General features: G+C 66.6%; 14 protein-coding genes. 8 read left to right on the top strand and 6 right to left on the bottom strand.

Translation table 11 applies throughout. From position 1 onward, the window contains the following. Positions 1 to 41: 41 nt before the first annotated feature. From IEW15_RS10860 to thiS, 3 genes are all read right to left on the bottom strand, one after another. Positions 42 to 1,370: an SGNH/GDSL hydrolase family protein gene (locus IEW15_RS10860; protein WP_188577718.1), complete on the bottom strand. Its 1,329-nt coding sequence runs from the start codon at positions 1,368 to 1,370 to the stop codon at positions 42 to 44. Positions 1,371 to 1,483: 113 nt separating this feature from the next. Further along, positions 1,484 to 2,218 carry a glutathione S-transferase gene (locus IEW15_RS10855; RefSeq protein ID WP_188577716.1) on the bottom strand — a complete coding sequence of 245 codons (735 nt, stop codon included), beginning with the start codon at positions 2,216 to 2,218 and terminating at the stop codon, positions 1,484 to 1,486. Between the two features lie 77 nt (positions 2,219 to 2,295). Then, positions 2,296 to 3,297: a sulfur carrier protein ThiS gene (gene thiS, locus IEW15_RS10850; protein ID WP_188577714.1), complete on the bottom strand. Its 1,002-nt coding sequence runs from the start codon at positions 3,295 to 3,297 to the stop codon at positions 2,296 to 2,298. 256 nt (positions 3,298 to 3,553) lie between these two features. On the opposite strand from thiS, the gene aroQ reads away from it, so the two are divergent. The 7 genes from aroQ (at position 3,554) to aat (ending at position 10,605) form a co-directional block, all read left to right on the top strand. Continuing rightward, complete coding sequence (gene aroQ / locus IEW15_RS10845; protein WP_188577712.1) at positions 3,554 to 4,033, top strand: type II 3-dehydroquinate dehydratase; 480 nt, start codon at positions 3,554 to 3,556, stop codon at positions 4,031 to 4,033. Continuing rightward, the gene (gene accB / locus IEW15_RS10840) at positions 4,026 to 4,493 is read left to right on the top strand and encodes an acetyl-CoA carboxylase biotin carboxyl carrier protein (protein WP_188577710.1); all 468 of its coding nucleotides are present in this window, start codon (positions 4,026 to 4,028) and stop codon (positions 4,491 to 4,493) included. The genes aroQ and accB overlap by 8 nt, the downstream gene beginning before the upstream one ends. Positions 4,494 to 4,513: 20 nt before the next feature. Beyond that, positions 4,514 to 5,857, top strand: a complete 1,344-nt coding sequence (gene accC / locus IEW15_RS10835; RefSeq protein ID WP_188577708.1) for an acetyl-CoA carboxylase biotin carboxylase subunit — start codon at positions 4,514 to 4,516, stop codon at positions 5,855 to 5,857. Positions 5,858 to 5,952: 95 nt separating this feature from the next. Further along, a complete protein-coding gene (locus IEW15_RS10830; RefSeq protein ID WP_188577706.1) occupies positions 5,953 to 7,086 on the top strand; it encodes an alanine racemase in 1,134 nt (377 codons plus the stop codon). A 133-nt stretch (positions 7,087 to 7,219) separates the two neighbouring features. Further along, on the top strand, positions 7,220 to 8,671 hold the full coding sequence (locus tag IEW15_RS10825) for a YcjX family GTP-binding protein (RefSeq protein WP_188577704.1): 1,452 nt from the start codon (positions 7,220 to 7,222) through the stop codon (positions 8,669 to 8,671). After that, the gene (locus tag IEW15_RS10820) at positions 8,668 to 9,756 is read left to right on the top strand and encodes a TIGR01620 family protein (protein WP_188577702.1); all 1,089 of its coding nucleotides are present in this window, start codon (positions 8,668 to 8,670) and stop codon (positions 9,754 to 9,756) included. The genes IEW15_RS10825 and IEW15_RS10820 overlap by 4 nt, the downstream gene beginning before the upstream one ends. Before the next feature lie 129 nt (positions 9,757 to 9,885). Beyond that, positions 9,886 to 10,605: a leucyl/phenylalanyl-tRNA--protein transferase gene (aat, locus tag IEW15_RS10815; protein WP_188577700.1), complete on the top strand. Its 720-nt coding sequence runs from the start codon at positions 9,886 to 9,888 to the stop codon at positions 10,603 to 10,605. A 15-nt stretch (positions 10,606 to 10,620) separates the two neighbouring features. Here aat and IEW15_RS10810 read toward each other — a convergent pair whose 3' ends face one another. The 3 genes from IEW15_RS10810 to IEW15_RS10800 are packed head-to-tail and all read right to left on the bottom strand — an operon-like array spanning position 10,621 to position 12,003. Beyond that, entirely contained in the window at positions 10,621 to 11,073 is a 453-nt protein-coding gene (locus IEW15_RS10810; RefSeq protein ID WP_188577698.1) for a DUF2155 domain-containing protein, read from the bottom strand. Continuing rightward, positions 11,070 to 11,603, bottom strand: coding sequence for an outer membrane lipid asymmetry maintenance protein MlaD (gene mlaD, locus IEW15_RS10805; protein ID WP_188577696.1), 534 nt, complete (start codon positions 11,601 to 11,603; stop codon positions 11,070 to 11,072). The genes IEW15_RS10810 and mlaD overlap by 4 nt, the downstream gene beginning before the upstream one ends. 52 nt (positions 11,604 to 11,655) lie before the next feature. Beyond that, entirely contained in the window at positions 11,656 to 12,003 is a 348-nt protein-coding gene (locus IEW15_RS10800; RefSeq protein WP_188577694.1) for an NADH:ubiquinone oxidoreductase subunit NDUFA12, read from the bottom strand. Positions 12,004 to 12,759: 756 nt separating this feature from the next. Between IEW15_RS10800 and IEW15_RS10795 the strand changes: the two genes are divergently transcribed. Then, positions 12,760 to 16,440: a vitamin B12-dependent ribonucleotide reductase gene (locus IEW15_RS10795; protein ID WP_188577692.1), complete on the top strand. Its 3,681-nt coding sequence runs from the start codon at positions 12,760 to 12,762 to the stop codon at positions 16,438 to 16,440. Positions 16,441 to 16,835 lie beyond the last annotated feature (395 nt).

The following is a 16,835-nucleotide window of genomic DNA, read 5'->3' as shown; positions in this document are numbered from 1 at the left end:
TCTTCACGATACTGGACCGCCGGTGCCATGGCCTGGCCATGCTATGCCCGGGCGGGCGGGCGGCCCAGCCCAACCATGCTCATCACCAGCGCACCGATCAGACTCAGCAGATCGAGACTGCCGGGCCGGTTGCGCAGAAGGCTGTCGGACCGCCAGACAGCCACCGGATCGACCGGGGTGAAGGCAACGCCCTCGGTGGCCGCGATCTCGGCGCCGACATGATTGGCCATCAAGGCATAGCCGACACTGCTGGGATGCAGGTTGTCCATGCTGAACAGGCCGCCGCGCGCCACGAAGGCGGTCATCGGCAGATTGCTCAGGCGGATGCCGTAAGGGCCATCGGGCATCACCAGGGCGCGACCGTCGCCCCAATGCTTGGCATCGAACCCGTCCGAGAACGCATACATGTCGATGAACACCGCTCGACTACCCAGCACATCCGCCAGAGCGGCGCGCATCCGGTCGTTGATGGCGTGAATGTGATTGTCGAATCTAACCATCTCCGCCTGTGTCAGTCGACCCAGCCGCCCGAGCCGGCCGCAATAATCCGTCAGATAGCTGCCATCGCCAAGGCCATCGCCTGTATCATTGACATCAGCCGGCGTCAGATTGGCCACCACCCGGGGCCGGATCAGGCCATTGACATAGATCCGCCCGATCGACGGGCAGTGGTCACGCAACCGCTCGGCCAGCGCGCGCAACAGGACGGGGATCAGATCGATCTCGATGATCCGGTTCTGGTTATATGCGGCGGTGAGGCATGTCATGAACAGGCCTTCATTGGCGCCCATATTGACCAGAAGCCGATGCGGCCGGCGCGATGCCACCAGACCGAGCGGTGTGATGTCGGCCAGGTCAGGATGGCATGTGGGGTTGAGCAGAAAGGCGGCGTTGACCGCATAATACAGCGACGATACCGCGTTCAGGTCCAGGCGATCGCGCAGCCGCGCCACCAGTCGTCGCATCTCGGCGGTGTAGTGGGCGGCGGTATCGGCATAGAGGTTCTCGAAGCAGGCCGACGCGGTCGCGATATTGTCGAAGAACGGCGAACCGTCGACACCGCCGCGATCGATCCCGCCAAGCCAGGCATCGACATTGGCGAGCACCATGCGATGCAGGTCGCCCAGCCCCGCCCCGTCGCGCAGCGCCTGTTCCAGATCGAACAGCACCTCGCGCGGATAGATGGGCAGTTGAAAAGACCTCAGTCCCAGCCCCCGCGCCACCAGTGCCGGCACCGCCCCCTGCGCATGGCGCACGCTGGTGGTCAGCGACTGGGTGCCATTATAGATCGAGTCGCCGATCGCCATCATCTCAGGCCGCGGCATCCCGCTCAGCAATTCATGATCAGACGGCAGGATCTTGAACGCCATGACGCACACACTCCCTCTGGCCCGGAACAACCGCCAACAGAAAATATGCGTCTACTGCAGCACATAAACAATCATTGCGCACATGCTGCTGCAATCAGGATCGCAGCGATGGATCAGGACGCGTCGTCAAGCTCCGGGTAGTGCCGGAACAGTCCATCCTCATTGAAGGCGAGCCGCCGGTCGCTGGCCAGATAGGCGGCGATCCGGGGGCTGGCCGCCACGCGCCCGACCACAGCCGCGACTGCGGGAAACTGCCCGTCCAATGCCGCCATCCGGCGGGGAAAGGCATAGCGCAGACCCGCCACGGTCTGGAACAGGCCCAGATCGGCATAGCTCATCCGCGCGCCCACCAGCCAGTCGGCGCCATGGCGGTTGCGGGTCAGCACCCGTTCATACCAGCCGAGAAACTTCGGAATGCGCTGGCTGCGGAAGCCCGCCGCCCGACGCTGCGCCTCGGGCTTCTGGTCGTCGTAATACGCCCACGCGCCCAGAGGATGGTGGACATCATGCGCCTCGGCCGCCAGATCGGCGGTGGTCAGCGCAATCTGTCGGGCGAACAGCCGCTCGGGCTCTGCGTCCGGCGCCAGATCGAAGGTCTCGCCCAGATAGGCGCAGATCAGTGGCGTCTGGGCGATCAGCAGGTCGCCCACCTTCAACACCGGGCAGGCAAAGGGCGTGAACGGCTCGGTCGGATCGCCCAGAATGGCGGTCAATCCCGCCATCCCGCCGCCCTGGCGTTCCGGCAGCCGGGCCATATCGCGCCAGGGTGCATCCACGGCTTCCAGCACCAGCCGGACATATTCACCGCGGCCGGGCAGGCCCGGCCAGTAATACAGTTCCATGGTCATCGCGCTCGGCGTCCTCGATAGGCGGTGAGCCGGGGTCGCGTCCGCGGATCATGTCTCCGGTCGGATCAGGCGTCCATTCAGATCAGGCCGGCCAATGGCGAGGACGGATCGGCATAGAATTTCCGTGGCATCCGCCCGGCCCGATAGCCGAGACGGCCGGCCTCGATCGCGGCCTTCATCGCCCGCGCCATCAGGATCGGGTCGCGGGCACCGGCGATCGCCGTGTTCATAAGCACGCCGTCGCAGCCAAGTTCCATCGCCACCGCCGCATCCGACGGCGTGCCGACGCCGGCGTCGACCAGCACCGGCACGCTGGACTGTTCGATGATGATCCGGATGTTGACCGGGTTCTGAATGCCGAGACCCGAGCCGATGGGTGCGGCCAGCGGCATGATCGCGCAGCAGCCCAGATCCTCAAGCCGCTTCGCCACGATCGGGTCATCGCTGGTATAGACCATGACGTCGAACCCGTCGCGGATCAGCGCCTCGGCGGCCTTCAGGGTTTCGGTCACGTCGGGATACAGGGTCTTCTGGTCGCCAAGCACTTCCAGCTTCACCAGATTCCAGCCACCGGCCTCACGCGCAAGCCGCAGCGTGCGCACGGCATCGTCGGCGGTGAAACAGCCGGCCGTGTTGGGCAGATAGACGTATCGCTTGGGGTCGACATAATCCATCAGCATCGGCGCGTTGGGATCGGTCACGTTCACCCGGCGCACCGCCACGGTCACGATCTCGGCGCCCGAGGCCTCGATCGCGCGGGCGGTTTCCTCGAAATCCTTGTATTTGCCGGTGCCGACCAGCAGGCGCGAGGTGAAGCGCTGGCCTGCGACCGTGAACGGGTCGTCATCGGCCGGCGCCGCCTGGGGTGCCGCGGCGCCACTGCCGCCGCCGATGAAATGCACGATCTCCAGCCGGTCGCCATCGGCGACCCGGACCTGATCGAATTCGGTGCGGCGCACGATTTCCAGATTGCGTTCGACGGCGATCTTGCGCACATCGAGCCCCAACTGCCCGATCAGCTCCGCCACCGACGGTGTACCGTCGATTTCGCGCGGCTCGCCATTGATCATCAGTCGCATGCCAGCAGTCTCCGCATCCAGATAAGGTCCGCAACGCCAGGCTGGCCGCGGAAGCGGGCCCCGCCGCCGCCTATCCCGGTATGCTCCGGTGGCAGACCTCTGGCGGTCGTTCGCGCCCGCCGGCGCAACCGGCGCGTGCCATGAGGCGGATGGAGCCGTTCGAACGGCGTTGCGCCCCGCGGCACGGGTGCTTTATAACGCAGGGCTGACGTGGCGTCCTCTCCTAATCACCGTCCACGGGGTATAGACAGCCCGCATGGCGCCGACCATCCTGGTCCTCAACGGACCCAATCTGAACCTGCTCGGCAGCCGCGAGCCCGCGATCTACGGGCACACGACGCTGGACGATATCCGTTGCCTGTGCGAAAGCCGCGCGGCCGGCGTCGGCCTTGCCGTGGATTTCCGCCAGACCAACCACGAAGGCGTTCTCGTGGACTGGATCCAGGACGCCCGCATCTCGGCGGCAGGGATCATCATCAATCCCGCCGCGTACACTCATACCTCGGTCGCCCTGCTCGACGCGCTGTCGGCGACGGCGCTTCCGGTGATCGAGGTGCATCTGTCGAATATCCATCGTCGCGAGCCGTTCCGGCATCATTCCTATGTGTCGACGGCGGCGGTCGGCGTGATCTGCGGCCTGGGGGCCACAGGTTATGCGCTGGCGGTCGAGGCGATGGCCGGGCTGCTCCGCCAGGCGGGCACCCTTGCGGCCACGAAGGACCAATCGCATGTCTGACACCAAGGCACATGCCGTCGATACCGCCCTGATCCGCGAACTGGCACTGCTGCTCGACGAAACCGGCCTGACCGAAATCGAGGTCGGCGCCGGCGAAAGCCGCATCCGCATCGCGCGGCAGGCGGCGCAGATGGCGGCGCCCCAGATGATGTACCAGGCACCGGCCGCCGCCGCGGTGGTCGCAGCCGCGGCCCCGGCCGCCGCCGTCAACGACCCCGCATCCCATCCGGGCGCGGTTCCGTCCCCGATGGTCGGCACGGTCTATCTGTCGCCTGAACCGGGTGCCGCCGCCTTCATCGCCGAGGGGCAGACGGTCCGCGAGGGCCAGACCCTGCTGATCATCGAGGCGATGAAGGTCATGAACCACATCCGTGCCCCGCGCGGCGGCGTCGTCGCCCAGGTGCTGGTGAAGAACGGTCAGCCGGTCGAGTTCGGCGAGCCGCTTGCAATCATCGAGTGACGCTGGAGCGATCGACCCCCATGTTCGAGAAGGTGCTGATCGCCAATCGCGGCGAAATTGCCCTGCGCATCCATCGCGCCTGCCGGGAAATGGGCATCCGCACCGTCGCGGTCCATTCCACCGCCGACGCGGATGCCATGCATGTCCGGCTGGCGGATGAGAGCGTGTGCATCGGCCCGCCGGCCGCGCGCAATTCGTATCTCAACATCCCGGCGATCATCGCCGCCGCCGAGATCACCGGCGCCGAAGCGGTTCATCCGGGTTACGGCTTCCTGTCCGAGAACGCTCATTTCGCCGACATCGTCGAGGCCCACGGCCTGACCTTCATCGGCCCCACGCCCGACCATATCCGGCTGATGGGCGACAAGATCGAGGCCAAGCGCGCCGCGAAGGATCTGGGCCTGCCGCTGGTGCCCGGCACCGACGGGCCGGTCACCGATGAAGGCGAGGCGATGAAGATCGCCATCGAGATCGGCTTTCCGGTGCTGGTCAAGGCCGCCGCCGGCGGCGGCGGGCGCGGCATGAAGGTGGCCGAGAACCCCGAAGGCCTGCGCGAAGCCCTGCAGACCGCCCGCGCCGAGGCCAAGGCCGCCTTCGGCTCGGATGCGGTCTATCTGGAAAAATATCTGGCCAATCCGCGCCATATCGAGATCCAGGTGCTGTGCGACACCTTCGGCACGGTGGTGCATCTGGGCGAGCGTGATTGCTCACTTCAGCGCCGCCACCAGAAGGTGCTGGAAGAGGCGCCGTCACCGGCGATCGATGCCGCCGACCGCACCCGCATGGGCGAGGTCGTGGCCGACGCGATGCGCAAGCTGGGCTATCGCGGCGTCGGCACGGTGGAATTCCTGTACGAGAACGGCGAATTCTACTTCATCGAGATGAACACCCGGCTTCAGGTCGAACATCCGATCACCGAGGCGATCACCGGCATCGATCTGGTCCGCGAGCAGATCCGTGTCGCGGCCGGCCAGCCGCTGGGCTTCACGCAGAGCGACGTGCGCATCCAGGGCCATGCGATCGAGTGCCGGATCAATGCCGAGAACTCCGACACCTTCGCGCCCTCGCCCGGCCGGGTCGATACCTATCATGCCCCGGGCGGCCTGGGCGTGCGGGTGGATAGCGGGCTATATCAAGGCTATCGGGTGCCGCCGCATTACGACAGCCTGATCGCCAAGCTGGTGGTCCATGGCCGCAACCGCAATGAATGCATCATGCGGCTGCGCCGGGCGCTGGACGAATATGTGATCGGCGGCATCGACACCACCCTGCCCCTGCATCAGCGCATCGCCCGCCACCCGGATTTCGTCGACGGCGTCTATGACATCCGCTGGCTGGAAGCCCTGGTCGCCAATCGCGGCTGAAACTGATCCATCCATTACCGTGGCAACGGGCGGGCCGGACATGCGTTCAGGCCGCCCGTTGCCGTTTTCCCGCCATCTTCCCACGGAGCCCTCCGATGAACGGTCTCTCCCCAGATCTTCAGACCCCGTGCCTCGTGGTCGACGAGGCCAGGATGGCGGCGAACATCACCCGGATGAACACGCGGATCGCGGAACTCGGCGTCGGGCTGCGCCCGCACCTCAAGACAGCCAAATCCATCGACATTGCCCGACGGATGCTGCCCGATCCCGGTGGCCCCGCCACTGTCTCGACCCTGCGCGAGGCCGAGGTCTTCGCGGCGGCGGGGGTGCGCGACATCCTCTATGCGGTCGGCATCGCGCCGGCAAAGCTCCACCGGGTCCAGTCCCTCAGAGCCGCCGGCTGCGATCTCGCAGTCGTCCTTGATTCCGTAGAGCAGGCCCGGGCGGTGGCCGCGGCCTCCGCGAGCGCGCCGATCCCGGCACTGATCGAGATCGACTGCGACGGCAAGCGCGCCGGCCTCGCCCCCGACGCCCCGCAACTGCCCGAGATCGGCCGGATCCTGCACGAGAGCCGTGCGGAGCTGCGCGGCGTGATGACCCATGCGGGCGGCAGCTACGACGTCTCGGGTACGGACGCCCATGCCGCCTTCGCCGAGCGGGAGCGATTGGCCGTGGTGACGGCGGCGGAGCGGCTGCGCCGGGCCGGCCTGCCCTGCCCTGTGGTCAGCGTCGGCTCGACACCCACTGCCCTCGCCGCCCGCGATCTTACGGGCGTGACCGAAGTCCGCGCCGGGGTCTATGTGTTCTTCGATCTGGTGATGGCCGGCATCGGCGTCTGTGCGGTGGAGGACATAGCACTTTCGGTGGCGACCACGGTGATCGGCCATCACCACGACCAGGGCTGGATCATGGTCGATGCCGGCTGGATGGCGCTCTCCCGCGAACGCGGCACAGCAAGCCATGCCGTCGACCAGGGCCATGGGCTGGTCTGTGATTCCACAGGCAGGGTCATTCCACATCTGATCGTCACCGCCGCCAACCAGGAACATGGTATCCTCGCCCTGCGCGCAGGCGCCACCGGCCCTTTGTCGGACATGCTGGTCGGCACAGTGCTGCGCATCCTGCCCAATCATGCCTGTGCCACCGCTGCGCAGTTCGACGCCTGCCACGTCGTCCCCGCCGAAGCCGGTGCGGCACCCGTCATCTGGCCGCGTTTCGGCGGCTGGTGAGCAATGCGTGCGCGTTCGTCAACCGATGACACGGCGATGATTCGTCGCATCCGGTTGAACCCCACCCGCGGGCTTCCGATCTGAAGGGCAGTCTCAGCCTGTTCGGCGCCCACAGAAACCGGAACCCCACCGCTTGTCCGCATCGTCCTTCGACCGCCTGGGTTCAACGGCACGCCGCCTCGCCCGCCGCTTCTCGCCCGACATGCTGGCGGATGAGGCGGCGTCGCTGCTCGACCGGCCGCTCAGGCTTGGTGTCACCGGCCTTGCGCGGTCGGGCAAGACCGTGTTCACCACCGCCATCGCCCGCGCGCTGCTGTTCCCCGACCGCCTGCCCTTTCTTCAGGCCCGCGCCGATGGCCGGCTGATCGGGGCGGAACTACGGCGGCCCGGCGACCCCGAAATTCCCCGCTTCGCCTATGAAACCCATCTGGCCCGCATCGCCGGCAGCGATGGCGACGCGCCGGGCTGGCCCGCATCCACCCGCACCCTGTCGCAATTGCGCATCGGCCTGCGCTGGAAGCCCGCCGGACTGGTGGATCGCCGCATCCGGCCGGTACGCGACCTCACCCTCGACATCATCGATTACCCTGGCGAATGGCTGCTGGATCTGGCGTTGATCGAGCGCGGCTTCGCCGACTGGTCCGCCGAGGCCCTGTCGCTGTCGCGGCGCGGCCCGCGTGCCGAGCTGGCGCGACCTTTCCTCGACCGGCTCTCAACCCTCGACCCCGCGGCCCCCGCCGATGATGTGGTGCTGGCCGAACTTGGCCGCGCCTGGAGCACGCATCTGATCGCATGCCGCGAGGCCGGGCTTGCGGTCTCGCGGCTGGGCCCCGGCCGCTTCCTGGTGCCCGGCGATCTGGAGGGCGCGCCGGTGCTCGCCTTCTCGCCCCTGCCGGAGCCGGCCGGCCGCGCGCCGTCGGGCAGCCTGTATGCGGTGGCGGAAGAACGCTTCGATCAATATCGCCGGCGCATCGTCGGCCGGTTCTTTCGCGACCATTTCGCCCGGCTGGACCGGCAGGTGGTGCTGGTCGATCTGCCCGGCGCACTGAGTGCCGGGCCGGAGGCGATCGACGATCTGAAACTGGCGCTGACCGAATCGCTCGGCGCCTTCCGCTATGGTCGTGGCAGCGGCATGATCGGCCGGCTGTTGTCGGGTGTGCGGATCGACCGGGTGCTGTTCGCCGCCACCAAGGCCGATCAGGTGCCGGCCAGCCAGCATGCCCGGCTCGACGGCCTGATGCAGGCGATGGTCGCCGATGCCGCCCGCGCAATCCGCTTCGACGGCGCCGAGGCCCGCACCCTTGCGATCGCGGCTGTCAAGGCGGCGGAAAGCGTGTTTGCCGATCATGACGGCCGCAACCTTGCCTGTGTGCGCGGCTGGCTTGCCGGGCGCGCGCAGGCATCGGTGGTCTATCCGGGCGATCTGCCGGCCGATCCGGCCGAGGCGATCGCCCGCGCCGCCGGCCGAGGTTTCGACTATCCCCCCTTCGTGCCGCCGGCCGGTCTGGTGCGCGACGGCCACGGCCTGGCGCATATCCGGCTGGATCAGGCCCTGGACCATCTGATCGGAGACCGTCTGGCATGAGCGATCGCCCGCGCATCTTCGATGAACCGCGCATTGTCGACGTGAAGCCGGCGCAGGCGGCCACATACGATCGCAATGCTGCCACCAGCGGCCCCATGGAACTGCCCGATGATGCCGCCCGCACCGCCCGTCTTGCCGAGGACAGCAGCAACGATCTGCCGGCGGTGGTGGCAGGGCGCGGGCTGATGCCGGCGGCGGGCACCGCCGGTCCGCTGCGCCGGACCGGCCGGCGCCTGCTGCTGGGCGGGATCGCCGGTCTGGTGGTGACGGTGGTCGGGTTCGAGACCTGGGATCTGATCAACCGGGCCTTCATCGAGGCCGACTGGCTGGGCTGGGCCGTGGCAGGGCTCGGCGGGGCGGCACTTGCCGGGCTCGGTACGCTCGGTGCCTTGGAGATCAGCGCATTGCGCCGGTTGTCGAAGGTCGACGGCCTGCGCCACGAGGCGGCCCGCCTTGCCGCCGCCGCCGATGATCCGGCGGCGGCGGCCGATGCGACCGCCCTGGCCGCCCGGATATCCGCGCTCTATGCCGACCGGCCGGGGCTGACCGTGGCCCAGGCCGCGTTCTCCAGCCAGTTGACCGATGCTCATGACGCGCAGGAAGCGCTGGCCCTGACCGAGCGTCTGCTGCTGGCCCCGATCGATGCCGAGGCCCGGCGGCTGGTGCTGCTGGCGGCGCGCGACACCGCCCTTGCCACGGCCGCCAGCCCCGCGGCCCTGCTGGATGCCGCCGTGGTGCTGTGGCGCAATGCCCGGCTGGTCCGCGAGGTCGCGGCACTTTACGGCGTGCGACCGGGACGGATCGCCAGCCTCAGGATCGTGCGCCGCAGCCTGGGCGCCGCGGCCATGGCCGGTGTCGGCGAGGCCGGCCAGGACATGGCGGTCGATGCCCTGGGTGGCGGGATCGCCGCGGCGGTTTCGGCCCGGCTGGGCCAGGGCGTGGTCAACGGTCTGGTGGCGGCACGTATCGGCCTGGGTGCCATCGAGGCCTGCCGCCCGCTGCCCTTCCAGGCCGTGGCACGGCCACGGACCGCCGATCTCAGGCGTGATATGATGCGCATGCTGTCGGGCCAGCGGGCCGGATAGGCGGCCATCCTTCACGCCCGGCGCCGGAACCCGGTTGCGGCGGTCATGGTTGTTAAAGGCGCGGCCTGCGCCCACATTCATGACAGAAAGGCGGGTTCGGTCCTGCGGTCAGGGAGACAGCTTGCCATCATGCACCTCACGCCCGATCTGCTGCTGCGCGCCTATGTCTGCGGCATCTTCCCCATGGCCGAGTCGGGCGAGTCGCCGGACCTGTACTGGATCGACCCCGAACATCGCGGCGTTCTGCCCCTGGATGGCTTTCATCTGCCGCGCAAGCTGCGCAAGACCATCCGCCGCCAGCCTTTCACCATGACCATCGACCGTGATTTCGAAGGCGTGATGCTGGGCTGTGCCGCACCCGGCCCCGGGCGGGCACGGACCTGGATCAATGGCGAGATTCTGGAGCTTTATACCACCTTGCACGCGCTGGGTTATGCCCACAGCATCGAGGCCTGGGAGGGCGACGATCTGGTCGGCGGGCTGTATGGCGTGTCGCTGGGCGGCGCGTTTTTCGGTGAGAGCATGTTCAGCCGCCGCACCGATGCCAGCAAGATCGCGTTGGCCTATCTAGTGGCCCGGCTGAAGCGCGGCGGCTATCGCCTGCTCGACACCCAGTTCGTGACCGAGCATCTGATGCGTTTCGGCGCGGTGGAAATTCCCCGCGGGCTGTATCAGGACCGGCTGCGCGCGGCGCTTGGCATCCGGGCCAGTTTCACGCCCCTGCCCTTCAGCCTGGCGGCGGGCACGCCCGATCAGGTGCTGACGGCCATCGACGGCCCGGTCGCCCTGCCGGTACGACGCCCCCGCAGCCCTTATGACGATGCCGACGCCATCGTGGTGGAGATCTGAAAGCGGGCGGTGTGGTCAGCCTTTGGCCGCGGTGGCCTCTTCCGCCTCGGATTTCGGCGGCTGGTCTGAACAGCTCACCGGCCAGATGTCGTAAATCGCATGATCGAGCGCGTTGATGCCGGGCGAGGACGCAAACATCCAGCCATCGAACACCCGCTCGGTCGGAGCCGTGGCCGTGGTCTGATCGACCTCGACGAAGACCCGGGCCTCGGGCGCCTCTTCCGGGGGGGCGCTTTCGCAATAGCGCACGGTGATGACCAGCGAGCCGAATTCCACCGGCTGGTCGACCGGGGCCACGATCCGGCTGATCCGGGCGGTGACCTTGTTCAAGCCATTGAACACGGCGACCTTGCCGGGGATCGCCGGGATGCCCGACTGCTGCGCCAGCGCGGGTGACGCCGATGGCGCCGCCGCCAGTGCCAGCGAGACAACGGCCGCCAGAGCGGCGATGGCGCGGCGCGGGCTCATTCGGCGAAGGGGTCGCGCTTGGTGGCCGGGGCGGCACCGCCGGCATCGGCGCCGCCAGCCTTCTCACCCTCACCCTCGGCCTCATTGCCACCGGACGAGAACATATACCGCCCGATCAGCGATTCCAGGCTGATCGACGACTGGGTATAGGTGATCGCCTGACCCGGGTTGAGCATGCGGTCGTCACCACCCGGCACCACCGAGACATATTTGTCGCCGAGCAGGCCGGAGCTTGCGATCTCGGCCGAGCTGTCGGCCGGCAGCTTGATCTGGGGGTTGATCGCCAGGGTCAGTTCGGCGCGATAGGTCTCAGGGTTGAGACGCTGATCGGTCACGCTCCCGACCTTGATGCCGCCGATGCGGACTTCAGAACCGGCGACGATGCCATCGACGCTGTCGAAGGCGGCGGTAATGGCATAGCCGCCGCCGCTGCCGCCCCGTCCGGCGCCGGTATAGGCCTGAACGGCGAAGCCGACCGCGATCGCAATCACGGCCGCGCCGAGCAGGGTTTCAACGACACTGCGCTGCAAGCTCTTGATCCTTCTGGCCGGGTGGCCGGGCTGTCGGTTCAGGACGGGCGGTTCAGGACGGGGTCCAGGGCTCGTAATCGCCGGTGGCCTTCGGCCGTTCACCCGTGGCCAGCAGATGGCCCTGGGGCAGATAGGCGTCGGCGCTGCCGGTGTGGTTCGGCTCGAACGGCTTTTCCCAGCTCTGGCGCGGCAGAGGCGCTTCCGAGGGGGTCTTGTCGGTCGTGCCATGCAGCCAGCGGTGCCATTCGGGCGGCACGCTGGTCGGGTCGACCGCCTTGGCATAGGTCACCCAGCGCTTGGACGGCTTGTTCTTGTGCCGGAAGTACCGGTTCCCGAACTCGTCCTCGCCGACGGCGGTGCCGTAGCGCATGGTAAAGAGACGCGTAGCGAAATTGGTCATGGGTCCACTGTCCGGATGGCTGGCCGCGGCCAAGATAGGGGCTGGGGCCGGCGGGCGCAAGCCTTGGCGGACGACGAGCCGCCCGGCCCGGCCCATCATGTCGGGTGCTGCCCTATCATATGGGGTGCCGGGCCGTCACACACGACGCTTTCCGCAATGATCGGCAGATTCTTATCCCCATACCGCCTGTGGATAAGCCAGCGGTCAATTCGGCCCGATCAGCCGGAAACGCAGGCCCTCCGGGCATTTGGGTGCCACGGATGCCTGACGGAAGCGCCCGGAGATTATCCACATGCAACCACACCATATAGATAAAACTGAGGCAAAATACCCCTAGATATTGATCCCCGGCTGTGACGAAAACGCTTGCGACCGATGGAGGCCGGGCTTACGATCCGGCTCAGACACCCAGGATGACAAGCCGGTGGCAAAGAGGCATGCGGCATATGCCGCCAAGCTTTGCCGGGGCTTTTGCGCCAGAGACTGGCTCGTTGCATCGGATATGGCCATTGCGCCGGATATGAACGTGTTGCACCGGATGTGCTGGCAGCACCCTGATCACAAACTTTAACCGACCACTGCGTCACCCGTCCCCCGCACCCCGCCGCCCGGGCATGCCCGATGCAAGAGCCATGCATCGCGCGCCAGGCTTCGGGGTGTTTCCGTGCCGGGTGCATGACCCGTGGCCGCTCATGAGATTTTTCCTCGCAACCGGTTGCCTTTGGTGGCCCGTGTGCATGATGGAGGCAGGATACGATGCGGATCGCCCGCAAGTTCACCGTCGAAGGCAAGTCCCCCTATGCGGGGATCGAGATGCGGACCGCAACCAGCGAGATCCGCAATCCCGACGGCTCGGTCGTCTTCAAGCTCGAAAACATCGAGGTTCCGGCCTCGTGGTCGCAGGTCGCCAGCGACATCATCGCGCAGAAGTACTTCCGCAAGCGCGGCATTCCCGCCATCACCCGGCGCGTGCCTGAGGACGGTGTACCCGATTTCCTGTGGCGGTCCGAGCCCGACGACGAGGCACTGGCCAAGCTGCCCGAAGACAAGCGCTATGGCAGCGAGCTGACCGCCGCCCAGGTCTTCGACCGCATGGCCGGCACCTGGGCCTATTGGGGCTGGAAGGGCGGCTATTTCGACACCGAAGCCGATGCCGCCGCCTATCGCGATGAAATGTGCCGGATGCTGGCCGACCAGATGGCCGCCCCCAATTCGCCGCAGTGGTTCAACACCGGCCTGCATTGGGCCTATGGTGTCGACGGGCCGGCGCAGGGCCATTATTACGTCGATTTCCAGACGGGTGAACTGACCCGGTCGGCGACGGCTTATGAGCATCCCCAGCCCCATGCCTGCTTCATCCAGTCGGTGTCAGATGACCTGGTGAACGAAGGCGGGATCATGGACCTGTGGGTGCGTGAGGCACGGCTGTTCAAGTATGGCTCGGGCACCGGCACCAATTTCTCGTCGGTGCGTGGCGAGGGTGAGCCGCTGTCGGGCGGTGGCCGCTCGTCGGGGCTGATGAGCTTCCTGAAGATCGGCGACCGCGCCGCCGGCGCCATCAAGTCGGGCGGCACCACGCGCCGCGCCGCCAAGATGGTGGTGGTCGATGTCGATCATCCCGATATCGAGGCCTATATCAACTGGAAGGTGATCGAAGAGCAGAAGGTGGCGGCACTGGTCACCGGCTCGAAGCTCGCCAACAAGCACATGAACGCGGTGATCCGGGCCGCCTCCGACCTGACGGTGGCCGAGGACGACCGGTTCGACCCGCGCCGCAACACCCCGCTGCGCACGGCGGTGAAGGCGGCCCGCGCGGCGCTGATCCCGGAAAACTACATCCAGCGGGTCATCCAGTTCGCCCGTCAGGGCTATACCGAGATCCATGTGCCGGTGTTCAACACCGACTGGGATTCGGAAGCCTATCTGACCGTGTCGGGCCAGAATTCGAACAATTCGGTGCGCGTCACCGATGCCTTCCTGAATGCCGTGCTGGCCGACGGCAACTGGGAACTGACCCGGCGCACCGATGGCGTCGTGGTCAAGCGGATCAAGGCGCGCGAGCTGTGGGAGCAGATCGGCAACGCCGCCTGGGCGAGCGCCGATCCCGGCATCCAGTTCGACACCACGATCAATGACTGGCACACCTGCCCCGCCCATGGCCGGATCAACGCATCCAATCCGTGCTCGGAATACATGTTCCTCGACGACACCGCCTGTAATCTGGCGTCGCTGAACCTGATGACCTTCCGCACCGCCGACGGCATGTTCGACATCGAGGCTTACGAGCACGCGGTCCGGCTGTGGACCATCACGCTCGAAATCTCGGTGCTGATGGCGCAGTACCCCTCGGCCACGATCGCGCAGCTTTCTTACGATTTCCGCACCCTTGGCCTCGGCTATGCCAATCTGGGCGGCCTGCTGATGGCCTCGGGGCTCGGCTATGACAGCCATGAAGGCCGGGCGCTGTCGGGCGCCCTGACCGCGATCATGACCGGCGTGTCCTATGCCACCTCGGCCGAGATGGCGTCTGAGCTTGGCACCTTCCCGAAATTCGCCCCCAACCGGGATGCGATGCTGCGGGTGATCCGCAATCATCGCCGCGCGGCCCATGGCCTCGCCGATGGCTATGAGGGCCTGTCGACCACACCGGTGGCACTCGACCATGCCAATATCCCTGATCCGCGCCTGGGCGATGCCGCCCGCCGCGCCTGGGATGCCGCGCTGGAACTGGGCGAGGCCCATGGTTTCCGCAACGCGCAGTCGACCGTGATCGCCCCCACCGGCACCATCGGCCTGGTGATGGATTGCGACACCACCGGCATCGAGCCCGATTTCGCGCTGGTGAAGTTCAAGAAGCTGGCCGGCGGCGGCTATTTCAAGATCATCAACCGCACCGTCACCGAGGCGCTGACCAAGCTTGGCTATGGCCCGGCCGATATCCGCCAGATCGTCGATTATGCGGTCGGTCGCGGCACGCTGAAGGGCTCGCCCACCATCGGTCATGCGGCACTGAAGACCCGTGGCTTCGACGACGAGGCGATCGCGCGGCTTGAGAAGTCGCTGGGGCAGGCCTTCGAGCTGAAATTCGCCTTCAACAAGTGGACGCTGGGCGCCGAGTTCTGCCGCGACGGGCTGGGCTTCACCGATGCGCAGCTCGACGATCCCAGCTTCGACATGCTCCAGGGGCTGGGCTTCTCCAAGGACGAGATCGACGCCGCCAATATCTGGGTGTGTGGCGCGATGACGCTGGAAGGCGCGCCGGGCCTGGATGACGAGCATCTGCCGGTGTTCGACTGCGCCAACCCCTGCGGCCGCACCGGCACCCGTTATCTGTCGGCCGAAGCCCATATCCGGATGATGGCGGCGGCCCAGCCCTTCATCTCGGGCGCCATCTCCAAAACCATCAACATGCCGAACGGCGCCACGGTCGAGGAATGCAAGGCGGCCTATATGCTGTCGTGGCGTCTGGCGCTGAAGGCCAACGCGCTGTATCGCGATGGCTCGAAGCTGTCCCAGCCACTGAACGCCATGATCCTGGGCGATGACGACGTGTCGGATGTCGAGGAAGCCGTGGCCGAGCTGGTGGCCAAGCCCGCGGCCGAACAGGCCCGGGTGGTCGCCGAGCGGATCGTGACCCAGTATCTGAGCGAACGTCGTCGCCTGCCCCATCGCCGCAAGGGCTATACCCAGAAGGCGGTGGTCGGTGGCCACAAGCTGTATCTGCGCACCGGCGAGTATGAAGATGGCAAGATCGGCGAGATCTTCATCGACATGCACAAGGAAGGCGCCGCCTTCCGCAGCCTGATGAACGCCTTCGCCATCGCCATCTCGATCGGCCTGCAATACGGCGTGCCGCTTGAGGAATATGTCGACGCCTATGTGTTCAGCCGCTTCGAGCCCTCGGGCATCGTCGAGGGCAATGACGCGATCAAGATGGCGACGTCGATCCTCGACTATGTCTTCCGCGAACTGGCGATCTCGTATCTGGGACGCACCGATCTGGCCCATGTCCAGCCGGTGCAGCCGGCGGATCTGCTGCCCGACAGTGTCGGGCGCGGGGTGCGTGAAGGCAGCCGCGAGGATGGCGGCCTGGAAAAGACCGGCCCCACCCCGGCGGTCGCCGCCGCCATGGGCCTCGCCAGCGCCGGCTTCGTGCGCAGCAATCTGTATGTGCTGCGCGGCGGCGCCGGTGGCAACACCGCCACCGCCTATGCCGAACCGCACCACCATGCCTATGAGGACAACTCCCCGACCACCCTGGGCCAGCCCCGGACGGCCGAGGCCAATCCTTACGACGAGCAGATGGAGGCCATCCGCGTCGCCCGCATGAAGGGCTTCGAGGGCGACCCCTGCGGCGAATGCGGCAACATGACCCTGGTGCGCAACGGCACCTGCCTGAAATGCGTCACCTGCGGCTCGACCAGCGGCTGCTCGTGATCGGTTGCCCGAAGAAGGGGAAGGGGATACTCATCCCCTTCTCTTCATTCGACTGACGGCTGGAGGATTTTTGGCGAGGCTGATTCAAATTTTATTTTACAGATATTTCGCTAAAATGCTCCCCACACCATTGTAACGGCATGGAATTTTGGATAAAATTGAAGTCATAAAACTTGAGGCCGGGACTTGCCCGGCCTCAAGATCCCGTGAAGCACCAGCCAAGGTACTTACGGGCGACGAACGCAACATATGCGCTCTATGCTGACACGTGGAGATTCGCAGATTGGAGCGGCAATGTCGAGCGGGGCCTTGGCCAGGGCAATCGGGTGAAACTGTGCGTGACAGGGCGGAAAAAGTCTGAATCTCTCGTTGTCGACCTTTTTGGCTTGGGAGGG

It is taken from the genome of Tistrella bauzanensis, assembly GCF_014636235.1.
In the GTDB taxonomy this organism is placed as follows: Bacteria; Pseudomonadota; Alphaproteobacteria; order Tistrellales; family Tistrellaceae; genus Tistrella; species Tistrella bauzanensis.
This window is presented reverse-complemented; position numbering and strand designations above follow the sequence as displayed.